The sequence below is a fragment of the Pseudomonas sp. FP215 genome (assembly GCF_030687795.1).
Classification (GTDB): Bacteria; Pseudomonadota; Gammaproteobacteria; order Pseudomonadales; family Pseudomonadaceae; genus Aquipseudomonas; species Aquipseudomonas salmasensis.
In genome coordinates, this window is the sequence record NZ_CP117447.1 from 4129937 (window position 1) to 4154765 (window position 24829).

The 24829-nt window shown below is 58.5% G+C and carries 21 protein-coding genes; 4 read left to right on the forward strand and 17 right to left on the reverse strand.

Features of this window, described 5'->3' with window-relative positions; genetic code table 11:
* Positions 1–15: 15 nt before the first annotated feature.
* Positions 16–1329, forward strand: a complete 1314-nt coding sequence (locus tag PSH76_RS18590; RefSeq protein ID WP_305492700.1) for an IS110 family transposase — start codon at positions 16–18, stop codon at positions 1327–1329.
* 618 nt (positions 1330–1947) lie between these two features.
* Here the strand turns inward: PSH76_RS18590 and PSH76_RS18595 are convergent.
* Both PSH76_RS18595 and PSH76_RS18600 read right to left on the reverse strand, forming a co-directional pair.
* Entirely contained in the window at positions 1948–3573 is a 1626-nt protein-coding gene (locus PSH76_RS18595) for a methyl-accepting chemotaxis protein (RefSeq protein ID WP_032892625.1), read from the reverse strand.
* A 96-nt stretch (positions 3574–3669) separates the two neighbouring features.
* Complete coding sequence (locus PSH76_RS18600) at positions 3670–4692, reverse strand: amidohydrolase family protein (RefSeq protein ID WP_305492701.1); 1023 nt, start codon at positions 4690–4692, stop codon at positions 3670–3672.
* 139 nt (positions 4693–4831) lie between these two features.
* Here PSH76_RS18600 and PSH76_RS18605 point away from each other — a divergent pair, with 139 nt between their 5' ends.
* Positions 4832–5248: an OsmC family protein gene (locus tag PSH76_RS18605; RefSeq protein WP_057703709.1), complete on the forward strand. Its 417-nt coding sequence runs from the start codon at positions 4832–4834 to the stop codon at positions 5246–5248.
* Between the two features lie 62 nt (positions 5249–5310).
* A complete protein-coding gene (locus tag PSH76_RS18610) occupies positions 5311–6177 on the forward strand; it encodes a pirin family protein (protein ID WP_305492702.1) in 867 nt (288 codons plus the stop codon).
* Positions 6178–6275: 98 nt separating this feature from the next.
* On the opposite strand, the gene PSH76_RS18615 is transcribed toward PSH76_RS18610, so the two are convergent.
* From PSH76_RS18615 to PSH76_RS18630, 4 genes are all read right to left on the reverse strand, one after another.
* Positions 6276–7004, reverse strand: coding sequence for a dienelactone hydrolase family protein (locus PSH76_RS18615; protein WP_305492703.1), 729 nt, complete (start codon positions 7002–7004; stop codon positions 6276–6278).
* A 182-nt stretch (positions 7005–7186) separates the two neighbouring features.
* The gene (htpG, locus tag PSH76_RS18620) at positions 7187–9091 is read right to left on the reverse strand and encodes a molecular chaperone HtpG (RefSeq protein ID WP_032897536.1); all 1905 of its coding nucleotides are present in this window, start codon (positions 9089–9091) and stop codon (positions 7187–7189) included.
* Between the two features lie 89 nt (positions 9092–9180).
* The gene (locus PSH76_RS18625; RefSeq protein WP_138763469.1) at positions 9181–9633 is read right to left on the reverse strand and encodes a PaaI family thioesterase; all 453 of its coding nucleotides are present in this window, start codon (positions 9631–9633) and stop codon (positions 9181–9183) included.
* Positions 9630–10106, reverse strand: a complete 477-nt coding sequence (locus PSH76_RS18630; protein ID WP_032892630.1) for a PaaI family thioesterase — start codon at positions 10104–10106, stop codon at positions 9630–9632. The genes PSH76_RS18625 and PSH76_RS18630 overlap by 4 nt, the downstream gene beginning before the upstream one ends.
* Before the next feature lie 157 nt (positions 10107–10263).
* Here PSH76_RS18630 and PSH76_RS18635 point away from each other — a divergent pair, with 157 nt between their 5' ends.
* Entirely contained in the window at positions 10264–10521 is a 258-nt protein-coding gene (locus PSH76_RS18635) for a hypothetical protein (RefSeq protein WP_003190018.1), read from the forward strand.
* 84 nt (positions 10522–10605) lie between these two features.
* Here the strand turns inward: PSH76_RS18635 and PSH76_RS18640 are convergent, their stop codons facing one another.
* From PSH76_RS18640 to sdhC, 11 genes are all read right to left on the reverse strand, one after another.
* A complete protein-coding gene (locus PSH76_RS18640; protein WP_305492704.1) occupies positions 10606–11346 on the reverse strand; it encodes a DUF599 domain-containing protein in 741 nt (246 codons plus the stop codon).
* 255 nt (positions 11347–11601) lie between these two features.
* Positions 11602–12915, reverse strand: a complete 1314-nt coding sequence (gene brnQ, locus PSH76_RS18645) for a branched-chain amino acid transport system II carrier protein (RefSeq protein ID WP_047710425.1) — start codon at positions 12913–12915, stop codon at positions 11602–11604.
* 426 nt (positions 12916–13341) lie between these two features.
* The gene (gene sucD, locus PSH76_RS18650) at positions 13342–14223 is read right to left on the reverse strand and encodes a succinate--CoA ligase subunit alpha (RefSeq protein WP_003190013.1); all 882 of its coding nucleotides are present in this window, start codon (positions 14221–14223) and stop codon (positions 13342–13344) included.
* Positions 14223–15389 carry an ADP-forming succinate--CoA ligase subunit beta gene (gene sucC / locus PSH76_RS18655; RefSeq protein WP_003190011.1) on the reverse strand — a complete coding sequence of 389 codons (1167 nt, stop codon included), beginning with the start codon at positions 15387–15389 and terminating at the stop codon, positions 14223–14225. The genes sucD and sucC overlap by 1 nt, the downstream gene beginning before the upstream one ends.
* 204 nt (positions 15390–15593) lie before the next feature.
* Entirely contained in the window at positions 15594–17030 is a 1437-nt protein-coding gene (lpdA, locus tag PSH76_RS18660) for a dihydrolipoyl dehydrogenase (RefSeq protein WP_003190010.1), read from the reverse strand.
* 99 nt (positions 17031–17129) lie between these two features.
* On the reverse strand, positions 17130–18350 hold the full coding sequence (odhB, locus tag PSH76_RS18665) for a 2-oxoglutarate dehydrogenase complex dihydrolipoyllysine-residue succinyltransferase (RefSeq protein ID WP_003190009.1): 1221 nt from the start codon (positions 18348–18350) through the stop codon (positions 17130–17132).
* A 44-nt stretch (positions 18351–18394) separates the two neighbouring features.
* On the reverse strand, positions 18395–21226 hold the full coding sequence (locus PSH76_RS18670) for a 2-oxoglutarate dehydrogenase E1 component (RefSeq protein ID WP_032892637.1): 2832 nt from the start codon (positions 21224–21226) through the stop codon (positions 18395–18397).
* A gap of 261 nt (positions 21227–21487) precedes the next feature.
* Positions 21488–22192, reverse strand: a complete 705-nt coding sequence (locus PSH76_RS18675) for a succinate dehydrogenase iron-sulfur subunit (RefSeq protein ID WP_003172807.1) — start codon at positions 22190–22192, stop codon at positions 21488–21490.
* Between the two features lie 11 nt (positions 22193–22203).
* On the reverse strand, positions 22204–23976 hold the full coding sequence (gene sdhA / locus PSH76_RS18680) for a succinate dehydrogenase flavoprotein subunit (RefSeq protein ID WP_010211741.1): 1773 nt from the start codon (positions 23974–23976) through the stop codon (positions 22204–22206).
* A gap of 3 nt (positions 23977–23979) precedes the next feature.
* Positions 23980–24348, reverse strand: coding sequence for a succinate dehydrogenase, hydrophobic membrane anchor protein (gene sdhD / locus PSH76_RS18685; RefSeq protein WP_003172805.1), 369 nt, complete (start codon positions 24346–24348; stop codon positions 23980–23982).
* Entirely contained in the window at positions 24342–24716 is a 375-nt protein-coding gene (gene sdhC / locus PSH76_RS18690; RefSeq protein WP_014717729.1) for a succinate dehydrogenase, cytochrome b556 subunit, read from the reverse strand. The genes sdhD and sdhC overlap by 7 nt, the downstream gene beginning before the upstream one ends.
* Between the last annotated feature and the right edge of the window lie 113 nt (positions 24717–24829).

A 24829-nucleotide genomic window follows, 5' to 3' on the forward strand; every position in this document is an offset into this window, starting at 1 on the left:
GACGCGACAACTACCTTGAAAAACGCCGTTATCCATCCTGACTGCGGTGCTGTTGATGTGGGCGGGCGTGAGCATTTGGCCGCTGTTGATCCGACGAAATGCGATGAGCCCGTTAGGCGCTTTTCTACTTTCACTGATGATTTGTATGCCATGGCCGATTGGTTTGAGTCCATGGGCGTCAAGGTGGTGGCGATGGAGGCGACCGGGGTTTATTGGATCCCGCTCTTCGAGATTCTGGATAGACGCGGTTTTGAGGTCTACCTCGTTAACTCCCGTGCAACTCGGCAAATAACCGGGCGCAAGTCCGACGTCCTTGATTGCCAGTGGATACTTCAGCTTATGACACACGGTCTGTTACGAGGCGCTTTTCGGCCTTCGGACGGCGTGTGCTCACTGCGTTCACTGGTTCGTCAGCGTGGCAATAAAGTTCGCGACCAAGCCAAAGCCCTCAACCGGATGCAAAAGGCTTTGGTCCAGATGAACATCCAGTTGGCTCAAGTCATCAGCAATATAGCCGGGGTCACAGGCATGAGTATTTTGCGGGCAATCGTTGAAGGCGAGCGCGATCCCGATGTACTCGCAATGCTTAGAGACAAGCGTGTTAAAGCCGACCAAGCCACGGTCGCCCGCAGCCTACGGGGTAACTGGCGAGCAGAGCACTTGCATGCGCTGAGTCAGGAATTGGCGGCTTATGATTTCTTGGAAAAACAGATTGGTGAGTGCGACCAAGCCATTGCTTATGCACTTGAACGGCTGCCGACTCTTCAAGCGGATGTTATCGCGCCCAGTAAAACACTACGTAATCCGCACCGTTCGAATGAGCAACAGTTGATCCTGCATCGAGCCTTGAACAAGGTAATGGGGGTGGATTTAACCGCGATCCCCACTATAGGAATCGACACCGCACTGGTCTTAGCTAGTGAGTTGGGAGCGGACTTGTCACGATTCCCCACCTCACAGCACTTCTGCTCTTGGCTCGGACTTGCTCCACCGACGAGGATCTCAGGGGGCAAGCCCCTTCCCGGTAAAACCGTGAAGGTTATCAATCGAGCCGCACAAGCCCTGAAGCAGGCAGCCTCAATCGCCCGCAATGACAAAAGCTTTATCGGTGCCAGCCATCGCGCTCGCCTGACCCGAATGGATACCTGTTGCGCGATCAAAGCGACAGCCCATCAACTGGCGCGCTTGATCTACGCGATGCTGACCAAAGGCCAGCCTTATGTAGAGAAAGGGATCGAGGAATTTGAAGAAAGGAGCCGTGATCGGCAGATGCGTGCCTTGGAGCGCAAGGCACGCAAGCTGGGGATGCAGCTAGTTAAAGCGGCGTGATTTTTAAGAGCAAAAACAATGAGTTATTTTTTGTTTGATAAGAGGCGGCTTGCCTGCGAAGGGCATAGGCATCTACACAACTTTGGTGCGACGCTGGACCTGTGGCGAGGAAGCTTGCTTCCGTGACGGCCTGACAGCCGACACTTATCTACCTGCCGCCCCGCGATCAAACTGTGGGAGCTGGCTTGCCTGCGAAGACGGCCTGATAGTCAACACAGTTGGACCGGGTACATATCCGTTATTTAGGTAACGGCCACTTAGGGTTCCGCCCTGACGGCGGCTCACTTTTGAAAAGCGCAAAAGTAAGCAAAACGCTCTTGCCCCACCACTCGGCACCTCGCTTAGGCTCGGTGTGCCCGTAATCCGCCAGTGATTTGGGGGGCCGCCGCCACGCGCCATCCATGGCGCGGGGCGGCTAAACCGGCATCCCTGCCGGTTTACCCCCCAAATCACTGTCGAATTCCGGCCAGCGTGGTTTAACGGGGCGCCTGAGATCAAGATCACAAGCAGATCAAGATCAAGAGCGGCTCGCTTCGCATCGTGGTTACCGTTGGCGGCTACTGCCCACCAAGTTGTGTGGATACCTATGCTGCGAATGGGCCAACCCGCCCCCCAGCCCTACACCGAAAACCGCGCCACCATCGAATTCAGATCCACCGCCAACCGCGACAGCTCCTGGCTCGCCGCACTGGTCTGGTTAGCCCCGGTCGATGTCTGGTGCGCCAGGTCGCGGATATTCATCAGGTTGCGATCCACCTCTCGGGCCACCGCCGCCTGCTCCTCCGAGGCACTGGCAATCACCAGGTTGCGCTCGTTGATCAAGGTAAACGCCGAGGCAATTTCTTCCAGGGCCATGCCCGCCGATTTGGCGATGTCCAACGTGGACCGCGCCCGCGTGTTGCTCTGCTGCATCGAGCTAACGGCCAGGTCGGTGCCCTGCTGAATGCCGCTGATCATCTGTTCGATTTCCTGGGTCGACTGTTGCGTGCGATGGGCCAAGGCCCGCACCTCATCGGCCACCACCGCAAACCCGCGCCCGGCATCCCCGGCTCGCGCCGCTTCAATTGCCGCGTTCAGGGCCAGCAAGTTGGTTTGCTCGGCAATCGAGCGAATCACGTCCAGCACTGTGCTGATGCCATAGACCTTTTGCGCCAACTCCTCGACCTGGGTCACATTGGCGGTCACATCGGTCGCCAGGGCTTCAATCGACACCACCGTCTGCTGCACCTGTTCACGCCCTTGCTGGGCAATCCGGTCGGATTCGCGAGATGCCTGGGAAGTGGCCACGGCATTGCTCGCCACCTCCTCCACCGCCACCGTCATCTGATTGACTGCCGTGGCCGCCTGTTCGATTTCCTGGTTCTGCTGGTGCAAACCACGGGTCGCATCCTCAGTGACGCAACTGAGCTCTTCAGACGCGGACGCCAATTGGTTCGACGATTCAGATATGCGCCGGATAGTGTCGCGCAAACTCTCCTGCATGCGCTTGAGCGCCTGCTGCAAGCGCGCCGGCTCGTCGCTGCCACTGAGCCTGATCTCGCCGGTCAAGTCGCCACTGGCAACACCCTGGGCCACTTTCAATGACTGCGCCAGCGGCAGCACGATGCTGCGCGTGAGCCACACCGCCAGGCCGATCGTGATCAACGCTGTGACGCCAATCATGACCATCACCCAGACCCGCGACTGGCTGAACACCTGCTGTGCCAGCCGGGCGGCCTCGTTGGCGCTGGACTTGTTCAGATTAACCAGCTCACGCAGGGTGACAGCCATTTGGTCGGCCATCTGATTCATTTCGCCATTGACCACCGCAATGGCCTCCTCCAGCCGATTGGCCTTGGATAGGCCCACCACCTGCTCCTGGCGTTGCAGGTACTGCTGCTGCTCGACCTTGAAGCGATCAAACAGCACGCGCTCCTCAGGCAAGACAATCAACGCCTCGTACACGCCTTCAGCGTGATGCAAATCGGTTTTGATCTCGGCGATTTTCTGCTCGTTCTGCGCCACCGCCTGGGGGTCGCGGTTGACCAGCAAGCGCAACGTCAGGGCCCGAATGCGCAACACGTCCTGGTTCATCTCCCCCACCGCCATCACGCTGGGCAGCCAGTTGGTTTCCACCTGGTCCGACTGCTGGCGCATATTGGCCATCTGCAACAGGGCAAAGCCGCCCAAGACGAACACCATCAACGCCAGCACACCAAAGCCCAGGCCGGCGCGAGGGGCGATATTCAAACTGCGGATATTCATGCCAGGGTTCCTTCCAAAAGTACTGCATCCACCTGCAGCGGGTCTCTTGGACGTTATCGGCACCTCAGGTCATTGGCGTAAGACCAAAACGCGATATCAACGCGCATCGCCATCGCGATGCGGCTTGGGCAGGATGGCCAGAAAATTGTCGCGCGCGACCTTGTGGGCAACGTCTTCGGGCAACGCATCGAGGAAAGGGTCGAAGCGGCGCATTTCCTTGCCCAACTTATTGAAGCGCCCCACCACGTCGGAGCCGAGCATGAAGCGATCCGGGAAGCGCTCCACCAGCTTTACCCACTCAGGCCGAGGGTTACCCGCCTCATCCAGCAGATACGGCGTGAGCATGCTCCAGGACAAGTCGATATACAGGTTGGGATACGCCTCAAGCAGACGATTCAAGGTGGGCAGCAAAAAATCCATTTGCACCTGATGACGGTGAATTTCCTTGCTGGTACCGGCATGGGCCCAGATAAAACGCGTGTGCGGGTGGTTGCGTAGCGGCTGCTCGACTTCCGCCAGGTACAGCGGGTTGCGCTCACGTTTGGAGGTGATGTTGGAATGCAGCATCACCGGCAGATCGTTTTCGGCTGCCAGGTGGTAGATGCGCGTCATGGCTTCGTTATTGGCGCGCGGCGTATCACCCGAGGTAAGGGCGGTAAGGTCATCGTGGCGGGTGAACACTTCCCCAATGCCTTGCCACAGCCCTGGGTTGAGGTCGAGCATGCGCTGGATATGGGCCGCAGAGTTCTTGTCGTTGGGATTGAAACCGGCCAGGAACGGATGAAAGTGCTGGCGTTGCGCGGGGGAAAGTTTATTGACCGCCGCCGCGACGATCACATCCGTGGCGCTGTACCAATAGGCATCGGCGTCATCACCGGCGTAGTAGCGCGGGCGCTTGGGCTCGTCTTCGTGCCATTTCTTGGCCACGGGAATCCCGGAAATCATGACGTGCTCAATGCGGTTGTCCGCCATGGCCTTGAGCAGCTTGTCCATGCCGGCGGTTTCCTGGAAAAAATCCACGTAATGCAGGTGCGCGTCGCTGTAGGCATAGTCACGGGCCTGCGCGACAAGGCTGCTGGCGGCGAGCAACAAGGCGAGACTCAGGCGGGCTCCAAACACGGTAAAACCTCAATAAGGGCGGATACGGGTAGACCTTGCGCCAGCCTTGCGGGTTCAGCATGGAAAAAACCGGAACACTGGAGTGCCAGCATGCTCTATAACTGCATGACCTTCATCCTGCGCCCTTACGAGGTTTGCCATGCCTGTTACCGTCAATACGCTCAACGCTGAAAACTTCCGTCACAGCGTGAATATCAATAATCACGAACTGTTTACCGACCTGCCCAAGAGCCTGGGCGGTGACGATTCGGCCCCCTCCCCTCACGATTATTTCGATGCTGCGCTGGCGTCGTGCAAAGCCTTGACCGTAAGGCTCTACGCGCAGAAAAAAGATATCCCGCTGACCGGCGTGACCGTGGAGGTCACCCACGACAGCGCCGAGGAGCAGAAGGGTAAATACAAGCTCAACGTCAAGCTGACCCTCAAGGGCGTACTCACCGACGCCCAGCGCGATGAACTGCATCGGGTGGCCGATAAGTGCCCGGTACATAAGCTGATGACCACCGCCGAAGTCACTATCGAGACGAAATTGTCGGAAGGCGCCTTCAGCCAATAGCCCCAACTTCCCACCGAGCGGGTTATGCTCAAAGCATCCAACCCGCTCAGACTGGGATGCCCATGACTACCCTCACCGTAATTCGCCCTCGCCCCGAAGATGTAGAAGGCCAGCCCATCCTGCGCCCCCTGCCCTCGCGTGAATGCCGCAGCGTCGGGCCCTTTGTGTTTTTCGACCATATGCTGCCGACCCGCTACGCGCCCGGTACCGGCATGAATATCCGCCAGCATCCCCACATTGGCCTGTCCACTCTCACCTACCTGTTTGAAGGCGCCTTGCAGCATAAGGACAGCCTTGGCTCAGACCAGGTGGTGCAAGCCGGCGATGTCAGCTGGATGACCGCCGGCAGCGCGATTGCCCACGTCGAACGCACACCGCAAGCGATCAAGGCCAGCGGTTTCAACCTGCATGGCCTGCAGGTGTGGCTGGCCTCGCCCAAGGACCACGAGACCGGGCCGGGACACTACAGCCATCACCCCGCGGCGAGCTTGCCGGTGAGCGATAACCTCGGTGTGCACATCCGCTTGATCGCCGGTAATGGTTTTTGCCTCAAATCACCCGTGCCGGTGCTGTCGCCGACGCTGTATGCCGAAGTGCAGATGCAAACCGCCACGACCCTGCTGATTGCCGATGAGCATGAGGAACTTGCGGTGTATGTGCTTGAGGGTGAGGTGCAGTTGGATGGTGAAGCGCTGGAGGTGAACAGTCTGGTGGTATTGCCGACCGGGCAGGAGATGACCCTGTATGCCGAGAGTGATTGCCACCTGATGGTATTTGGCGGGGCTCCGTTGGATGGGCCACGGCGGATCAACTGGAATTTTGTGGCGAGTGATCCGGCGGTGATCGAGCAGGCGAGGCAGCGCTGGGCGGCTGGGGATTGGCCCACTGTGCCGGGGGAATCAGAAAGAATCGAGTTGCCTGTTAAATAGCATTCGCGAGCAAGCCCGCTCCCACATTTCGACCTGTGAACGCAGTCAAATGTGGGAGCGGGCTTGCTCGCGAAAAGGCCGCAACAGGCGCCGAAGCATCAACCCGTGAACACTTCATCCAACAAGTTATGCATCGCCTGGAACGCCCGAGCAGCGGTCTTCGCGTCGTACATCATCTTGCCTGGCACATTGGCATGGGGGTCGGTGAAGGAATGCACTGCGCCGCCGTAGCTGAGCAACTGCCAATCCACACCCGCCGCGTTCATTTCATCTTCGAACGCCGGCAGTTGCTCTTTGGGCACCAACGGGTCCGAGGCGCCATGCAGCACCAGCACTGAACCCTTGATGTTCTTCGCGTCCGCCGGGTTCGGCGTATCCAGCGTGCCGTGGAACGACACAGCGGCCTTCAACGGCGCACCGGTACGGGCCAGCTCCAGGGAGCAGCAACCGCCAAAGCAGAAGCCGAAGGTGGCCAGTTTCGACGTGCCCACTGCGGCTTCAGTCTGGCCTTGCAGTTGCTCGAAGGCCGCTTGCATGCGTTTGTTCAGCAGCGGGCGATCATTCTTCAACGGCATCATCGCCGCACCGGCCTCATCGCCATTTGAAGGCCGCACGGTTTGCCCGTAGAGGTCGGCAATCAACACCACGTAGCCTTTGCCAGCAACGGCCTTGGCGATCTCTTCGGCCCCCGCACTCACGCCCATCCAGTTCGGCGCCATCAGCAAACCCGGAAGCGGGCCTTTGTGGCTGGCATCGAACGCCAGTCGGCTTTCATAAGACTGGCCATCAATCTGATAGACCACGGAACGTACAGTGACTTGGCTCATCATTCACTCCAGTTGAGGTACACGCAGAAACGGTAATGCGACTGTAGGAGCGAGCTTGCTCGCGAAAAACTTCAGGGCACCGCGTTGATTCAGGATGTACGCGTTATCGTTGACGTTTTTCGCGAGCAAGCTCGCTCCTACAAATGAAAAAACCCGCCGAAGCGGGTTTTTCTACATCGGTGTTAAACCGACAATTCAACCAACAGCTTGTTCAGTCGGCGCACATACGCGGCCGGGTCCTTCAAGCTGTCGCCGGCTGCCAGGGCGGCCTGGTCGAAGAGGATGTGCGACAGGTCGCCAAACCGCTCTTCGCTCTGCTCGCCATCGAGTTTCTCGATCAGCGGGTGAGACGGGTTGAATTCGAAGATCGGCTTGGAGTCCGGCACTTTCTGCCCGCTGGCTTCGAGGATCTGGCGCATCTGCATGCCCAGGTCCTGCTCGCCGATGGCCAGGATCGCCGGGGATTCAGTCAGGCGGTGGGAAACCCGCACTTCACTGACTGCTTCGCCCAGGGAAGCCTTGATGCGTTCCACCAGGCCCTCTTTGGACTTGGCGACTTCTTCGGCTTCTTTCTTGTCTTCTTCGGAGTCCAGGTTACCCAGGTCCAGGTCACCACGGGCCACGTCGACAAAGGTCTTGCCGTCGAACTCGGTGAGGTAGCTCATCAGCCACTCATCGATACGGTCGGTCAGCAGCAGCACTTCGATGCCTTTCTTGCGGAAGACTTCCAGGTGCGGGCTGTTCTTGACCTGGGCATAGGTTTCGCCGGTCAGGTAGTAGATCTTGTCCTGACCTTCCTTGGCGCGTGCCAGGTAGTCAGCCAAGGACACAACCTGCTCGCCGTCTTCGCCCTGAGTCGAAGCAAAACGCAGCAAGCCGGCAATTTTTTCCTTGTTGGCAAAATCTTCCGCCGGGCCTTCTTTCATCACCTGGCCGAAGTTTTTCCAGAAGCTCTTGTATTGCTCAGGCTCGTTCTTCGCCAGTTTTTCCAGCATGTCGAGTACGCGCTTGGTCAGCGCCGACTTCATGGAGTCGATGATCGGGTCTTTCTGCAGGATTTCCCGCGACACGTTCAGCGACAGGTCGTTGGAGTCGACCACACCTTTGATAAAGCGCAGGTACAGCGGCAGGAAGGATTCCGCCTGGTCCATCACGAACACACGCTGCACGTAGAGCTTCAGGCCTTTTGGCGCTTCACGCTGGTACAGGTCGAACGGAGCACGGGCCGGTACGTAGAGCAGCGAGCTGTATTCGAGCTTGCCTTCAACCTTGTTGTGGCTCCAGCTCAGCGGGTTCTCGTAGTCGTGGCCGATGTGCTTGTAGAACTCCTGGTATTCCTCGTCCTTGATCTCGGTACGCGGACGGGTCCACAGGGCGCTGGCGCGGTTGACGGTTTCCCACTCCACCGCCGGGGCTTCTTCGCCTTCGGCAACCGTCTGTTCCTTGGGCAACTCGATCGGCAACGCGATGTGGTCGGAGTACTTCTTGATGATGTTGCGCAGGCGCCAGCCATCGGCGAATTCGTCTTCACCGGCTTTCAAGTGCAGCACGATGCGGGTGCCGCGGTCAGCCTTGTCGATAGTGGCGATTTCAAATTCGCCCTCGCCCTTGGAAGCCCAGTGCACACCTTCGCTGGCGTCGAGGCCGGCGCGGCGGCTGAAAACTTCAACCTTGTCGGCGACGATGAAGGCCGAATAGAAGCCCACGCCGAACTGGCCGATCAGGTGAGAGTCTTTTTTCTGGTCGCCCGACAGGTTCTTCATGAAATCTGCGGTGCCGGATTTGGCGATGGTCCCCAGGTGGGTGATCGCATCGTCACGGCTCATGCCGATACCGTTGTCTTCGAGAGTGACGGTCTTGGCGTCTTTGTCGTAGCTCACACGGATCTTCAGTTCCGCGCCGCCTTCCAGCAACTCAGGCTTGGACAGGGCTTCGAAACGTAATTTGTCGACAGCGTCAGAGGCGTTCGAGATCAATTCGCGAAGGAAAATTTCCTTGTTGGAATACAGCGAATGGATCATGAGGTGCAGCAGTTGCTTCACCTCGGTCTGGAAGCCCAGGGTTTCCTTTTGAGTTTCCACACTCATGGTCATCAAACTCCAATTGGATGGCAGTGGCCGCGCCCGAAAGGGTTGGCGGCGGGTTGTCATCAAAGTTGGGGGCTCAGGCCAGGATTTCAAGGGCGGGCCAATTCCTCAATTTTGAAATGTGCCCGGGCGGTGGCAATCGGCTCGGCCGGGGTGCTCTGCCAGGCGGTAATCGCCACGTTAGCCACGCGCCGGCCCTGGCGCCATACCTGGCACTTGGCATAGGTGTCACGAAACTGGCCGGCGCGCAGGTAATCCAGGGAGAAGTCGATGATTTTCGGCAGGCCTGGAGCGCCCGTGAACACCAGCAAGTGCAGGGCGGCGGCCAGCTCCATGAAGCCGGCGATCACCCCGCCATGCAACGCTGGCAATATCGGGTTACCAATATTGTCCTTGTTGGCCGGCAGGCGAAACAGCAACTCATCCCCCAGACGGGTGCATTCGATGCCGATCAACCTGGCATAGGGCACCAACTCGAGCAGCGCGTCATAGTCGCCACGATCAAGGGCTTGCTCCAGGCGGGTCTTGAACCGATGCGTCATGCCTGCTCTCCCTTGATGACCGTGCCCAAGCCTTGGGTGCCTTTGAGGCGCTTGCCCATGCGCATGAACGTACCCACCACATGGGCAATAGGTTGTTGCGGGTCATCCTGATAGGCAACGCCACGGGTGAAGATCACGTCGGTGGTCACCCGGTAGCATTGCGCGAAGCCATAGACCGGCTTGTGGGGTTCGGCGGGATGCATGTAGTCGATACGCAGGTCCAGGGTCGGGCACACTTCGAATTCGGGCAATACGCACAGGGTCGCCATGCCGCAGGCGGTGTCCATCAACGAGGTGAGCGCGCCGCCATGGATCACCCCGCTCAGGGGGTCACCGACGATATGCGGCCCATACGGCAGTACGAGGGTCATGCCCTCCTCGCTGGCTTGATGAACACTCACACCCAGCACCTGGCAATGGCGCAGGGCCGAAACGAAGCGCACGGCACGCTCTAACAAAGGGTTTTCGGTCATTGTTTTTAGACTCTTATTAGTGTGAATTCAGCGGACGGGAATGACTGGATAAAGTTCCTGTACGAAACATGCTATATATCTGTGGGACATAAGGAACTAATGCTGGCCCCTTGGGTTCGAAAGGCCAGTAGATATCTTCAATAAGGAGAAACACCCCATGCGTAAGACATTAGCTATTTCCATGATGCTGGCCGCTGCTCTCGGTCTGGCTGCCTGCGACAAGAAATCCGAAGACAAAGCCCAAGACGCTGCTGCACATTCTGAGCAAGCTCAGCAAGATATGGCTAAAGCACAGGATAAAGTGAACGACGCTGCGAAAGAAAACGCCGAAGCTGCCAAAGCTCAGGCCGAATCGAACGAAGCGGCTGCAAAAGAAGCTGCACCTGCCGCACCAGCAGAACCTGCCAAGCAGTAATCGCACGGTTTAAAGCTGTATTGCAGCAAAAAGAAAGCCCGCTGACTAAGCGGGCTTTTCTTTGTCTGCTATTTGCTGCCAGCGCTACGATGCGCCGTCTTTTACAGCCTCGACTGCCGGCATATCGGTTGGCGTATACACCATCACCTGCAATACATCCGAATGGAACTCACGGCGGTACAGCACCAACACCACCCCGCTGCTCATCAACATGAACAACCAGGGGCTGACAAACCAGGCCAGCATGGTCATGCCGAAGTAATAAGCACGCAGGCCAAAGTTGAACTGGTTGGCCGCCATCGAAATCACTCGCGCCGCCCGCAAAGCAAATGCCTTGCGCTCCTGCTCCGACACATGCCGCTCACCGATCATGGGCGCCGAGCCCACCAGCACTGCCGCGAAATTGTACTGGCGCATGCACCAACTGAAGGTGAAAAAGGCGTAGACGAACACCAGTGCCAGGCACAGCAATTTGATCTCCGACATGCCCTGGGATGCCTGCTGCACCATGGGAATATCTGCCAGCAGTGACACTGCGCGTTCCGAAGCCCCCAGCACCGTGAGAATACCGGCGAGGATGATCAAGGTGCTGGAGGCAAAGAACGAGGCATTGCGCTCCAAGTTACCGATCACACTAGCGTCGGCGATACGGTTGTCGCGCAGCAGCATGCGGCGCATCCAGTCTTCACGGTACAGGTGCAACACACTGGCCAGGCACGCCGTGTCCCGGGCTTTCCAAGTGGCGTAACGGGTGTAGCCGCCCCAGCAGAGGATGAACCAAAGAGCGGCAAGCAGATGGACTTGATTAGTTTCGACAAACGACATGCGGGTCCTTGTACACAGGATGATAGGGCCGACACAGTCCAAATGTGGGAGCTGGCTTGCCTGCGATAGCGTCTTTGCAGTCACCACCGCGCCAACCGATGTGCCGCCATCGCAGGCAAGCCAGCTCCCACACCGACCAGTGTTTTCAACTTGAGATTTTTGACGCCATTCCCAAAAAAAAGACACTGCCTGCGACTCAAAAAAATGCCCCGTATCGTTTGATACGGGGCATTTCAGTACAGCACAAACCGCGTGTTACGCGATGGCTTCGCTGCGCTTGCCCAGCATACGGTCAATCACCACCGCCGCCACCAGCGTCATCACCGACGGCACCAGCCACGCCAAGCCTTGTTCGCTCAACGGCAGGTTTACCAACTGCGTTGGCATCCAACCCGCCAGGCCCGCGCCCTTGAGTGCGTCGATGCAGCCAAAGATGAACGACACCAGCATCACCGGGCCGACAATACGGCCCTGTTCCTGCCAAAACCCTTTGCAGAAGCTCAGGGCCACCAACACGATGCACGGCGGGTAGATCGCGGTCAGCACCGGAATCGAGAAGGCAATCAGTTTGGTCAGGCCCAGGTTGGACACAAACAGCGAGAACAGCGCCAGGATCACCACCAGGGTCTTGTAGGACAGTGGCAGGATCTTGCTGAAGTACTCGGCGCAGGCACAGGTCAGGCCCACGGCAGTCACCAGGCATGCCAGGGAAATCAGCACGGCGAGGAAACCACTGCCCAGGGAGCCGAACGTGTATTGCACGTAGGCGTGCAGTACTGCTGCGCCATTACTGGCACCCGCGGCCACGGCATGGCTGCCCGAACCCAGGCGGAACAGGCTGACGTACACCAGCGCCAGGCCCACGCCGGCAATCAGCCCGGCAATGATCGCGTAGCGGGTGATCAGCTTGGGCGACTCGACGCCACGGGAGCGGATCGCGTTGACGATCACGATGCCGAACACCAGGGCGCCCAGGGTATCCATGGTCAGGTAACCATTGATAAAGCCTTGGGAGAACGGCGCGGCCACGTATTCCGGCGTGGCAACCCCCACCTCACCCGCAGGCAAGGCAAACGCAGCGATACCGAGAATGGCCAGGGCGATGATCTTCAGCGGCGCCAGGAAACGGCCCACGGTGTCCAGCAGTCGACCCGGGTACAGTGAGACAAAGAACACCACCAAAAAATACACCGAGCTGTAGAGGAACAGCGCCAACGGGCTTTCACCGGTCAAGGGCGCCAGGCCTACTTCAAACGACACGGTTGCGGTGCGCGGGGTCGCAAACAGCGGGCCCACGGCCAGGTAGGCCGCTGCCGCCAGCAGGCCACCGGCGATCTTGCCAATCGGGCTGCTCAGCGCATCCATGCCACCACCGACCTTGGCCAGGGCGATCACCGTGACCACCGGCAAACCGACTGCGGTGATCAGAAAGCCCAGCGCCGCCATCCACACATGCGGCCCGGACTGCAAACCAACGATAGGCGGGAAGATGATGTTGCCGGCGCCCACGAACAGGGCAAAGGTCATAAAGCCCAGCGCCAGGATATCCTGGCTTTTCAACACTTTCATTTGAGGAAATACCACACTACTGAATCGGAATTTAGAGAGGGCTTCCCTATGGATGAGGGAAATGCTGCCGGCCCTTGTGGGGACCGACCGGTCTAGCGCGCAGCTTCCTTTTGGGACGCGGACGCATAAAGAGGCGGCTAGAGTACAGAATTAGGCTGACAAACGCACTGTTGCGGGGCGGACTGTCCGATAAGCGACATTTGAATGTCGCGTTTTCATACTTAATTTGCCCATTCAGGTTTTGTAGGAGCGAGCTTGCTCGCGAAAAACTCACAGGCGCCGCGCTCATTCAGGAAGCACGCGTTATCGTTGAGGTTTTTCGCGAGCAAGCTCGCTCCTACAGAGGGCAATGTTCGCAAGCCCAGAATGCACAAAGGCCACCCGAAGGTGGCCTTTGTGTGGTGAAGCGTCAGCTAAGCGCGAGGCTTACTTGACAGCCCAACCGGTCAGCTCGGCCAGGGCCTTGCCGATGTCTGCCAGCGAACGCACGGTTTTAACGCCTGCGTCTTGCAGTGCAGCGAATTTCTCGTCTGCAGTGCCTTTGCCGCCAGAGATGATTGCGCCAGCATGGCCCATGCGCTTGCCCGCAGGGGCAGTCACACCAGCGATGTAGGAAACAACCGGCTTGGTCACGTGGGCCTTGATGTAGGCAGCCGCTTCTTCTTCAGCCGAACCGCCGATCTCACCGATCATTACGATCGCTTCGGTCTTCGGGTCTTCCTGGAACAGCTTCAGGATGTCGATGAAGTTGGAGCCTGGGATCGGGTCACCGCCGATGCCGACGCAAGTCGACTGACCGAAACCGGCGTCAGTGGTCTGCTTCACAGCTTCGTAGGTCAGGGTGCCGGAACGGGAAACGATACCGACTTTACCTGGCAAGTGAATGTGACCTGGCATGATGCCGATCTTGCATTCGCCTGGGGTGATCACGCCTGGGCAGTTAGGGCCGATCAGGACTACGCCCAGCTCGTCGCACTTAACTTTAGCGTCCAGCATGTCCAGGGTAGGAATGCCTTCGGTGATGCAGACGATCAGCTTGATGCCGCCGAATGCCGCTTCCAGGATCGAGTCCTTGCAGAAAGGAGCTGGAACGTAGATCACGCTGGCGGTGGCGCCAGTGGCTTCTACGGCTTCTTTCACGGTGTTGAACACGGGCAGGCCCAGGTGCTCGGTGCCGCCTTTGCCTGGCGTTACGCCACCCACCATCTGGGTGCCGTACTCGATGGCTTGCTGGGTGTGGAAACTACCTTGCGAACCGGTAATACCCTGGCAGATAACTTTGGTGTCTTTATTGATCAGGACGCTCATTACTTGCCCTCCGCAGCTTTGACAACTTGTTGAGCAGCGTCGGTCAGGCTGGTAGCCGCGATGATGTTCAAACCGCTTTCTGCCAGTACTTTAGCGCCCAGTTCAGCGTTGTTACCTTCAAGGCGAACAACAACCGGGATTTTAACGCCGACTTCTTTCACTGCACCGATGATGCCTTCGGCAATCATGTCGCAACGAACGATGCCGCCGAAGATGTTGACCAGTACTGCAGCGACGTTGGAGTCGGACAGGATGATCTTGAACGCTTCGGTAACGCGTTCCTTGGTAGCGCCACCACCTACGTCGAGGAAGTTGGCTGGCTTGCCGCCATGCAGGTTGACGATGTCCATGGTACCCATGGCCAGGCCAGCACCGTTGACCATGCAGCCGATGTTACCTTCCAGGGCTACGTAGTTCAGTTCGAACTTGGCAGCGTGCGCTTCGCGCGGATCGTCTTGCGACGGATCGTGGAAAGTCTTCAGCTTAGGCTGACGGTACATGGCGTTGGCGTCGATGTTGATCTTGGCGTCGAGGCAGTGCAGATCGCCGTCAGCCTTGATCACCAGCGGGTTCACTTCCAGCAGGGCCAGATCGTGATCCTGGAACAGTTTGGCCAGACCAACGAAGATCTTGGCGAACTGGGCAACTTGCTTGCCTTCCAGACCCAGCTGGAAAGCCAGTTCGCGACCCTGGAATGGCTGCGCGCCAACCAGTGGATCGATAGTGGCCTTCAGAATTTTTTCTGGGGTTTCGTGAGCGATTTTCTCGATGTCCACGCCACCTTCGGTGGAAGCCATGAACACGATGCGACGGCTCGAACGGTCAACGACAGCGCCCAGGTACAGCTCTTTAGCGATATCAGTGCACGATTCAACCAGGATCTTGGTGACTGGTTGGCCATTGGCATCAGTCTGGTAAGTCACCAGACGCTTGCCCAGCCACTGCTGTGCGAAGGCCTTGGCGTCTTCTTTGCTGCGAACCAGCTTGACGCCGCCCGCTTTACCGCGACCACCGGCGTGGACCTGGGCTTTGACAACCCACTCGCTGCCGCCGATTTTGTCGCAAGCTTCTGCTGCTGCTTCCGGGGTGTCTACTGCGTAGCCCTTGGAAACTGGCAGGCCGTATTCAGCGAACAGCTGCTTACCCTGATACTCGTGAAGATTCATGCTTTTTACCGTCTTCGTTAGGTACTGCGCATTCGGCGCTGCGCTCATTATGAGTGCCGCGCCACCTGTGACTGCTGCTTGCGCAACTTGCGGGGCTTATGGCCCGTAAAGCTGCGCAAGGCTGCGTCCAGCGGATATTCCGCGGTGAGTCTTGCGCGCAAGGCTCACGACGGGCAACTCCGCCGTGGTTTCTTATTATCTCGCTTAGCGCTTCTTGCGGTTGGCGATGTGGATGGCGCCGCCATTCACTGCCAACGCGGCTTCGTGCAACGCTTCGGACAGGGTCGGATGGGAGAAGACCATCATGCCCAGGTCCTCGGCACTGGTGCCGAATTCCATGCCGATTGCGCCTTGCTGAACCAGTTCTGCAGCGCTTGGGCCAATCACGTGGACGCCCAATACGCGGTCAGTCTTGGCATCAGCGATGACTTTGACAAAACCACCGGTGTCGTTAGCTGCCATGGCACGGCCAGAAGCGGCAAACGGGAAGGTGCCGACGTTAACTTCAACGCCTTCAGCTTTCAACTGCTGTTCGTTCTTGCCGACCCATGCAATTTCCGGGTGGGTGTAGATAACCGATGGGATCAGGTCGTAGTTCATCTGGGTCTTGTGACCCTTGATGCGCTCAACAACCATGATGCCCTCTTCGGAAGCCTTGTGGGCCAGCATCATGCCACGAACCACGTCGCCAATGGCATAGACGCCAGGCACGGTGGTGGCGCAATGATCGTCAACGTGGATGAAACCACGCTCGTCGATGTTCACGCCGCTGTCGGAAGCCAGCAGGTCGTTGGTCACTGGGCGGCGGCCCACGGCGACGATCAGCTTGTCGAAGGTGATGGTCTGCTCGCCGTCTTTATCGGTGTAGGTCACTACGACTTCTTCGCCGTTGACCTTGGAACCGGTAACACGGGCGCCGAGCTTGATGTCCAGACCTTGTTTGGTCAGGGTTTTCAGCGCTTCCTTGGACACCGCGGTGTCGGCAGCCAGCAGGAATGTATCCAGGGCTTCCAGCACGGTGACTTCAGCGCCCAGACGCGACCATACCGAACCCAGCTCCAGACCGATCACGCCAGCGCCGATCACGCCCAGGCGCTTAGGTACGGCTTGGAATTCCAGGGCGCCGGTCGAATCAACGATCACGTTGTTATCGACAGGTGCAGGCGGAATGTCGATTGGACGCGAACCTGGGGCCAGGATCACGTTTTCGGCTTCGATGACTTCAACCGAACCGTCTGGCTTGGTGACTTCAACTTTCTTGCCAGCCAGCAGCTTGCCGTGGCCTTGAATCGACGTCACGCCGTTGGCCTTGAACAAGGTGGCAACGCCGGAAGTCAGGCCTTTGACGATGTTGGCTTTACGGCCGACCATTGCTGGCACGTCCATGGTCACGCCAGCATGGTTGATGCCGTGGATCGCGAAGCCGTCTTGGGCTTCGTGGAATTTCCAGGAGCTGTCCAGCAGCGCCTTGGACGGAATGCAACCTACGTTCAGGCAAGTACCGCCCAGCGCCAGTTTGCCTTCCTTGTCGGTGTATTTTTCGATGCAAGCAGTGGAGAGGCCCAGTTGCGCGGCCTTGATGGCGGCAACATAGCCGCCAGGGCCTGCACCAATCACTACAACGTCAAATTTCTGTGTCATGAAAATAGATCCTCTATTTGCGACAAGCTTCTAGCCACACGTTGCAAGCCAAGCTGCTTTTTCCTACAGCTTGTAGCTCGCAACGTGCAACTGCTTCTATCAGATGTCCAGGAGCAGGCGAGCCGGGTCTTCCAGCAGGTTCTTGATGGTCACCAGGAACGTCACGGCTTCTTTACCGTCGATCAGGCGGTGATCGTAAGACAGTGCCAGGTACATCATTGGGCGGATCACAACCTGGCCGTTGATGGCCATCGGACGCTGGATGATGTTGTGCATGCCCAGGATCGCGGCTTGCGGTGGGTTGACGATCGGCGTCGACATCATCGAACCGAAGGTACCACCGTTGGTGATGGTGAAGGTACCGCCGGTCATCTCGTCGATGGTCAGCTTGCCGTCACGGGCTTTCTTGCCGAAGCCGGCGATGCCGCCTTCGATTTCGGCCAGGCTCATCAGCTCGGCGTTACGCAGTACTGGAACCACCAGGCCACGGTCGCTGGAGACGGCAACGCCGATATCCGAGTAGCCGTGGTAAACGATGTCGCCGCCGTCGATGGAAGCGTTGACTGCCGGGAAGCGCTTCAGCGCTTCGGTGGCCGCTTTCACGAAGAACGACATGAAGCCCAGGCGCACGCCGTTGTGGGACTTCTCGAACAGGTCCTTGTACTTCGAACGCAGGGCCATGACTTCGGTCATGTCGACTTCGTTGAAGGTGGTCAGCATCGCCATGTTCGACTGTGCTTCAACCAGGCGCTTGGCCACGGTGGCACGTACGCGAGTCATCGGTACGCGCTTCTCGGTGCGGTCGCCAGCGGCAAACACAGGCGCAGCGGCAGCAGGCGCTGCAGCCTTGGCAGGTGCGGCAGCCGGAGCGTTCTTCTTGGCTTCAACGGCGGCAACCACGTCTTCCTTGGTCACGCGGCCATCTTTGCCAGTGCCCTTGATGGAAGCCAGGTTGATGCCGTTTTCTTCCGCCAGTTGACGTGCAGCCGGTGCAGCGATTGGGTCTTCGCCACCCGCAGCCGGTGCAGCAGGGGCAGAAGCAGCCGGTGCAGCGGCGGCAGGAGCAGGAGCGGCAGCAGCGCTGCCCTCTTCGATCGAACCCAGTACCTGGTTCGACAGAACGGTAGCGCCCTCTTCAGCAACGATCGCGCCCAGCACGCCGTCAGCTTCGGCCAACACTTCCAGAACGACTTTGTCGGTCTCGATGTCGACGATCAGGTCGTCACGCTTGACGGCCTCGCCTGGTTTCTTGTGCCAGGTGGCAACGGTGCCATCGGCAACCGATTCCGGGAATGACGGGGCTTTGATTTCGATAGCCATTATCTGTAGGTCCTTAAAATTCGGTTTCAGTCAGCGCGAAGGCGTTAAACAGTGAAAGCATCTTGCAGCAGTTTTTCCTGCTGCTCGGCGTGCATCGACGCATAACCACAGGCAGGTGCAGCAGAAGCATCACGACCGGCGTACTCAAGGACCAGGGCCTTGTTGTGGTTGCCGATGCTGCGACGCAGATGATGCTGGCTGCTGTACCAGGCGCCCTGGTTCATCGGTTCTTCCTGACACCACACAACGTTCGTGAGGTTGGTGTAAGGCGCGATGATCTCCATGAGGTCATCTTCCGGGAACGGATAAAGCTGCTCGATACGCACGATGGCGATGTCTTCGCGGCCTTCGGCACGGCGTTTTTCCAGCAGATCGTAGTAGACCTTGCCGCTGCACAGGATCAGGCGAGTGACCTTGGCGGCGTCCAGCGTGTCGATCTCTGGAATCACGGTCTGGAACGAACCTTGGGCCAGATCTTCCAGGGTCGAAACGGCCAGTTTGTGACGCAACAGCGACTTCGGCGTGAGTACCACCAGCGGCTTGCGCAGCGGACGGATCACCTGGCGACGCAGCAAGTGGTAGATCTGGGCCGGGGTCGTCGGCACGCACACCTGGATGTTGTGCTCGGCGCACAGTTGCAGGTAACGCTCCAGACGGGCCGAGGAGTGCTCTGGCCCCTGACCTTCATAACCGTGTGGCAGCAGCATGGTCAGACCGCACAGACGGCCCCACTTGTGCTCGCCGCTGGTGATGAACTGGTCGATCACCACTTGGGCACCGTTGGCGAAGTCGCCGAACTGGGCTTCCCAGATCACCAACGCGTTTGGCGTGGTGGTCGAGTAACCGTATTCGAACGCCAGTACGGCTTCTTCGGACAGGAACGAATCGTACAGGTCGAAACGTGGCTGGCCTTCGTACAGGTTCTGCAACGGGATGTAGGTGCCCGCGTCTTTCTGGTTGTGCAATACAGCATGACGGTGCGAGAACGTACCGCGGCCGATGTCCTGGCCGGTCATGCGGATCGGGTGACCTTCGAACGCCAGGGTCGCGTACGCCATGGTTTCGGCGTAACCCCAGTTGATCGGCAGGCCGCCGGCTTGCATCTTCTGACGGTCTTCGTAGATCTTCGCAACCTGGCGCTGTACGACGAAGCCTTCCGGAATTTCCAGCAGCTTGGCGGACAGTTCCTGCAACGTCTTCAAATCGAACGAGGTATCGTGACGTGCAGTCCAGGTGTGACCCAGGTAGGGGCGCCAGTCAACGAACAGCTCTTTGTTCGGTTCCTTGACCAGGCTTTTCACTACATGCAGGCCGTTGTCCAGCGCGTTGCGGTATTCGTCGACTTTCGCCTGAACACGCGCATCGTCAACCACGCCGGCCTTGGTCAGGCTTTCGGCGTACAGCTCACGGGTGGTGCGCTGCTTGGTGATCTGCTGGTACATCAACGGCTGGGTGCCGCTTGGCTCGTCCGCTTCGTTGTGACCGCGACGGCGGTAGCAAACCAGGTCGATGACCACGTCACGCTTGAACTGCATGCGGTAGTCGACAGCCAGTTGGGTCACGAACAGCACGGCTTCCGGATCATCGCCATTCACATGGAGGATCGGCGCCTGGATCATCTTGGCAACGTCGGTGGCGTACTCGGTGGAGCGCGCATCCAACGGGTTGCTGATGGTGAAACCCACCTGGTTGTTGATGACGATGTGAACGGTACCGCCGGTCTTGAAGCCGCGGGTCTGCGACATCTGGAACGTTTCCAGGACCACGCCTTGGCCGGCGAATGCCGCGTCACCGTGGATGGAAATCGGCAGCACTTTCTCACCGGTGGCGTCGTTACGACGATCCTGGCGAGCACGTACCGAACCCTCGACCACTGGCGAAACGATTTCCAGGTGGGAGGGGTTGAATGCCATGGCCAAGTGAACTTCACCGCCGGTGGTCATCACGTTGGACGAGAAGCCCTGGTGGTATTTAACGTCACCGGAACCCAGCTCGACCTTCTTCTTGCCTTCGAACTCGTCGAACAGCTCGCGCGGGTTCTTGCCGAAGGTGTTGACCAACACGTTCAGGCGACCACGGTGAGCCATGCCGATCACGATTTCCTTGGTGCCATAGGAACCGGAACGCTGGATCAGTTCGTCGAGCATCGGAATCAGGCTTTCGCCGCCTTCCAGGCCGAAACGCTTGGTGCCTGGGTATTTGGTTCCCAGGTATTTCTCGAGGCCTTCGGCCGCGGTCACGCGCTCCAGCAGGTGGCCGCGCACATCGGCGGACAATACCGGACGGCCACGCACGCCTTCCAGGCGGTGCTGGAACCAGTGGCGCTGCTCGGAATCGGTGATGTGCGTGAATTCAGCGCCGATGGTGCGGCAATATGTCTGCTGCAACGCTTCGTGAATTTCGCGTAGGCTCGCTTCCTCTTTGCCGATGAACAGGTCGCCGGCACGGAAGGTCGTATCAAGATCGGCATTGGTCAAGCCGTAATGATTGATCGACAGGTCTGCAGGTGCAGGACGCTGCCACAGCCCCAGCGGGTCAAGCTGGGCTGCCTGGTGGCCACGCATACGGTAGGCCTGGATCAGTCGCAGTACTTCAACTTGCTTCTTCTCATGCTCACTGCTCACGCTGCCGGCGGAAACCGGTTGGGCGCGGCGCTGGTTCTTTGCCAGCAGCACGAACTGATCGCGAATTGTTGCGTGCGATACATCGGTGGCAGCGTTGCCGTCTGAAGACAACGTCTGAAATTTGGTGCGCCATTCTTCTGGCACAGCGTTAGGGTCGTGCAGGTAGAGCTCATAAAGCTCTTCCACATAGGCAGCGTTACCACCTGAAAGATAGCCGCTGTTCCACATGCGCTGCATCACGCTTTCTTGCATGCTTGGTCACCCTCGATTTGGGGACACCACCGGCGAAAACACCGAGTTTGCTTGCAAAAGGCCAAGTGCAGCGACCAAAACAAGCCACTTAGGATCACGCTGATAGTTCGGGTACCAACCCGAATGCCCCTGCTTGTCTCATTTCTTCAAAATAAGAGCCGCGGCTTTGTAAGTCGCTGCTCAAGTTAAAACTACGGCGCCGGTTGAAGCCTGCGCCGCAGCATTTACGGGCACAACGGTCCTGCTTTACTACAACGTCAGTTACACGCCGCTTTGCAGCAGCATGTTACGGATGTGACCAATGGCCTTAGTCGGGTTCAGGCCTTTAGGACATACGTTGACGCAGTTCATGATCCCGCGGCAGCGGAATACGCTGAACGGGTCATCCAGCGAAGCCAGACGCTCGGACGTCTTGGTATCACGGCTGTCTGCCAGGAAGCGGTACGCTTGCAGCAGCGCAGCTGGACCCAGGAACTTGTCCGGGTTCCACCAGAAGGACGGGCAGGATGTCGAGCAGCAAGCGCACAGGATGCACTCGTACAGGCCATCGAGCTTTTCACGTTCTTCCGGGGACTGCAGACGCTCGATGGCCGGAGCCGGCGTGTCGTTCTGCAGAAACGGCTTAACTTTCTCGTATTGCTTGTAGAAGATGCTCATATCGACGACCAGGTCACGGATAACCGGCAAACCTGGCAGTGGACGAACGATCAGCTTGTTGCCTTTGACCACGGCGGACAGCGGCGTGATACACGCCAGGCCGTTTTTGCCGTTGATGTTCATGCCGTCGGAACCGCACACACCTTCACGGCAAGAGCGACGATAGGAGAAACCTTCGTCCTGCTCTTTGATCAGTGCCAATACATCCAGCACCATCAGGTCTTTACCGCCGGTATCGACCTGGAATTCCTGCATGAACGGCGCAGCGTCCTGATCAGGGTTGTAGCGATAAACACTGACTTTCAACATGGCAGCCACCCTTAGTAAGTCCGAATCTTCGGTTCAAACGTCGGCACCGTCTTCGGCGAGAAGTTCACGGCACGCTTGGTTACGCGCTTGTCACCCGGGAAGTACAGGGTGTGGCACAACCAGTTTTCGTCGTCGCGATCTTCAAAGTCTTCACGAGCGTGAGCACCACGGGATTCTTTACGAACCTCGGCGGCGATCGCAGTCGCTTCAGCCACTTCCAGCAGGTTTTGCAGTTCAAGGGCTTCGATACGAGCAGTGTTGAACGCCTGGCTCTTATCGTTGATCTTGACGTTGGCGATACGCTTGCGCAGGTCTGCCAGCTGGGCAATACCCTTCTGCATGTATTCGCCGGTACGGAACACACCGAAGTAGTTCTGCATGCAGCTTTGCAGCTCGCGACGCAGGGTTGCTACGTCTTCGCCATCCGTGCGCTCGTTCAGAGCGTTCAGGCGCGCCAGGGCAGCTTCGATGTTGGCGTCGGTGGCGTCATCGTATTCGATGCCGTCGGTCAGCGCCTTTTCCAGGTGCAGGCCGGCCGCGCGACCGAATACCACCAGGTCGAGCAGCGAGTTGCCGCCCAGGCGGTTGGCACCGTGAACCGATACGCAAGCCACTTCACCTACCGCGAACAGACCATGAATGATCTCGTCTTCGCCTTCGGCGTTCTGGGTGATTGCCTGGCCATGAATGTTGGTCGGCACGCCGCCCATCATATAGTGGCAAGTTGGAACCACCGGAACCGGAGCAACTACCGGGTCAACGTGGGCAAAGGTCTTGGACAGCTCGCAGATACCAGGCAGGCGGCTGTGCAGCACTTCTTCACCCAGGTGATCGAGCTTGAGCAGTACGTGGTCGCCATTCGGGCCACAGCCGTTACCGGCGATGATCTCTTTAACCATCGAACGAGCTACAACGTCACGGCCAGCCAGGTCTTTGGCGTTCGGAGCATAACGCTCCATGAAACGCTCGCCGTGCTTGTTGATCAGGTAACCACCTTCACCACGGCAACCTTCGGTCACCAGTACACCGGCGCCGGCGATGCCGGTCGGGTGGAACTGCCACATTTCGATGTCTTGTACCGGTACGCCAGCACGCAAGGCCATGCCGACGCCGTCACCGGTGTTGATCAGGGCGTTGGTGGTCGAGGCGTAGATACGACCTGCGCCACCGGTCGCCAGAACAGTTGCTTTGGCGCGGATGTAGGTGGTTTCACCGGTTTCGATGCAGATGGCGATCACACCGACGAACTCGCCTTGTGCGTTCTTGACCAAGTCAACCGCGTAGTACTCGTTCAGGAACGTGGTACCGGCTTTCAGGTTGCCTTGGTAAAGGGTGTGCAGCAGCGCGTGACCGGTACGGTCGGACGCAGCGCAGGTACGGGCAGCCTGCCCGCCTTTACCGTAATCCTTGGACTGGCCGCCGAATGGACGCTGGTAGATACGGCCTTGCTCGGTACGGGAGAACGGCAGGCCCATGTGGTCCAGCTCGAACACCGCGGCCGGGCCTTCCTGACACATGTATTCGATAGCGTCCTGGTCACCGATATAGTCGGAACCCTTGACGGTATCGTACATGTGCCAGCGCCAGTCATCGTTCGGGTCGGCGGAGGCGATGGCGCAGGTAATGCCACCCTGGGCCGATACGGTGTGGGAACGCGTCGGGAACACCTTGGTGATCACGGCAGTCTTGTGACCGCCCTGGGCCAGCTGCAGCGCAGCGCGCATGCCAGCACCGCCGCCACCAATAATGATGGCGTCGAATGAAATAGTTGGAATGTTAGCCATGAATCAGATACCCCAAAGAATCTGCACACCCCAGACGAAGTAAGCGAACATCGCGACGCCGCATACTGCCTGGAAGAGGAAACGTACTGCAGTCGCGGACTTGCCCAGCGCCATCGGCGTCAGGTAGTCAGTCGCGATGGTCCACATGCCGACCCAGGCGTGAGCGCCCAGGGCTACAAGGGCCAGCAGACTGAAGATTCGCATCGCATTGTGGGAAAACAGGCCATGCCATTGCTCATAGCCGATGCCCGGGTTTGCGACGAGGTATCCGATCAGGAAAATGAAATAAGCCGCGAGAACGACCGCAGACACACGCTGTGCCATCCAGTCATAGAGGCCCGAACGCGACAGATTCGTTACGCTGGTTACCATATCCAAACTCCTGCCAGAACGATCAGCACCACGGAAATGGCGACGATGATTTTCGAGCCCAGGCGGCCGCCTTCCAGCGTCTCACCGATGCCCATGTCCATGATCAAGTGGCGCACACCGGCTACCAGGTGATACAGAAGAGAGGACAGGAGGCCCCATGCTACGAACTTGGCCAGCGGGCTGGTCAAGCATGCCTTCACCTCGGCGTATCCTTCCTCGGAACCCAGGGATTTGCTCAATGCATAAAGCATGATGCCCAAGCCCAGGAACAGGATGATGCCGGAAACACGGTGCAGGAACGACGTAACGCCGGTGATGGGGAGTTTGATGGTCCTTAGGTCTAGGTTTACAGGTCGTTGGCTATTCACGGCTTTTTTTCACACTGAAGAGCCCCTAACAATCAGGGCAAAGTTGTTGGGGAGTGCGACTGGTCAGGTAAGCACCACCCAGGGAGTGCGACCCCCAATGAAAGCAAGCCCAA

Coding starts and splice junctions, on each gene's coding strand:
- htpG (WP_032897536.1), bottom strand. CDS start 9,091: ATGAGTGTGGAAACTCAAAAGGAAACCCTGGGCTTCCAGACCGAGGTG.
- sucD (WP_003190013.1), bottom strand. CDS start 14,223: ATGAGCGTCCTGATCAATAAAGACACCAAAGTTATCTGCCAGGGTATT.
- PSH76_RS18670 (WP_032892637.1), bottom strand. CDS start 21,226: ATGCAAGAAAGCGTGATGCAGCGCATGTGGAACAGCGGCTATCTTTCA.
- PSH76_RS18630 (WP_032892630.1), bottom strand. CDS start 10,106: ATGACCGAAAACCCTTTGTTAGAGCGTGCCGTGCGCTTCGTTTCGGCC.
- PSH76_RS18595 (WP_032892625.1), bottom strand. CDS start 3,573: ATGAATATCCGCAGTTTGAATATCGCCCCTCGCGCCGGCCTGGGCTTT.
- odhB (WP_003190009.1), bottom strand. CDS start 18,350: ATGGCTATCGAAATCAAAGCCCCGTCATTCCCGGAATCGGTTGCCGAT.
- lpdA (WP_003190010.1), bottom strand. CDS start 17,030: ATGACACAGAAATTTGACGTTGTAGTGATTGGTGCAGGCCCTGGCGGC.
- PSH76_RS18605 (WP_057703709.1), top strand. CDS start 4,832: ATGCCTGTTACCGTCAATACGCTCAACGCTGAAAACTTCCGTCACAGC.
- brnQ (WP_047710425.1), bottom strand. CDS start 12,915: ATGAAAGTGTTGAAAAGCCAGGATATCCTGGCGCTGGGCTTTATGACC.
- PSH76_RS18640 (WP_305492704.1), bottom strand. CDS start 11,346: ATGTCGTTTGTCGAAACTAATCAAGTCCATCTGCTTGCCGCTCTTTGG.
- sucC (WP_003190011.1), bottom strand. CDS start 15,389: ATGAATCTTCACGAGTATCAGGGTAAGCAGCTGTTCGCTGAATACGGC.
- PSH76_RS18625 (WP_138763469.1), bottom strand. CDS start 9,633: ATGACGCATCGGTTCAAGACCCGCCTGGAGCAAGCCCTTGATCGTGGC.
- PSH76_RS18610 (WP_305492702.1), top strand. CDS start 5,311: ATGACTACCCTCACCGTAATTCGCCCTCGCCCCGAAGATGTAGAAGGC.
- PSH76_RS18635 (WP_003190018.1), top strand. CDS start 10,264: ATGCGTAAGACATTAGCTATTTCCATGATGCTGGCCGCTGCTCTCGGT.
- PSH76_RS18615 (WP_305492703.1), bottom strand. CDS start 7,004: ATGAGCCAAGTCACTGTACGTTCCGTGGTCTATCAGATTGATGGCCAG.
- PSH76_RS18675 (WP_003172807.1), bottom strand. CDS start 22,192: ATGTTGAAAGTCAGTGTTTATCGCTACAACCCTGATCAGGACGCTGCG.
- sdhA (WP_010211741.1), bottom strand. CDS start 23,976: ATGGCTAACATTCCAACTATTTCATTCGACGCCATCATTATTGGTGGC.
- sdhD (WP_003172805.1), bottom strand. CDS start 24,348: ATGGTAACCAGCGTAACGAATCTGTCGCGTTCGGGCCTCTATGACTGG.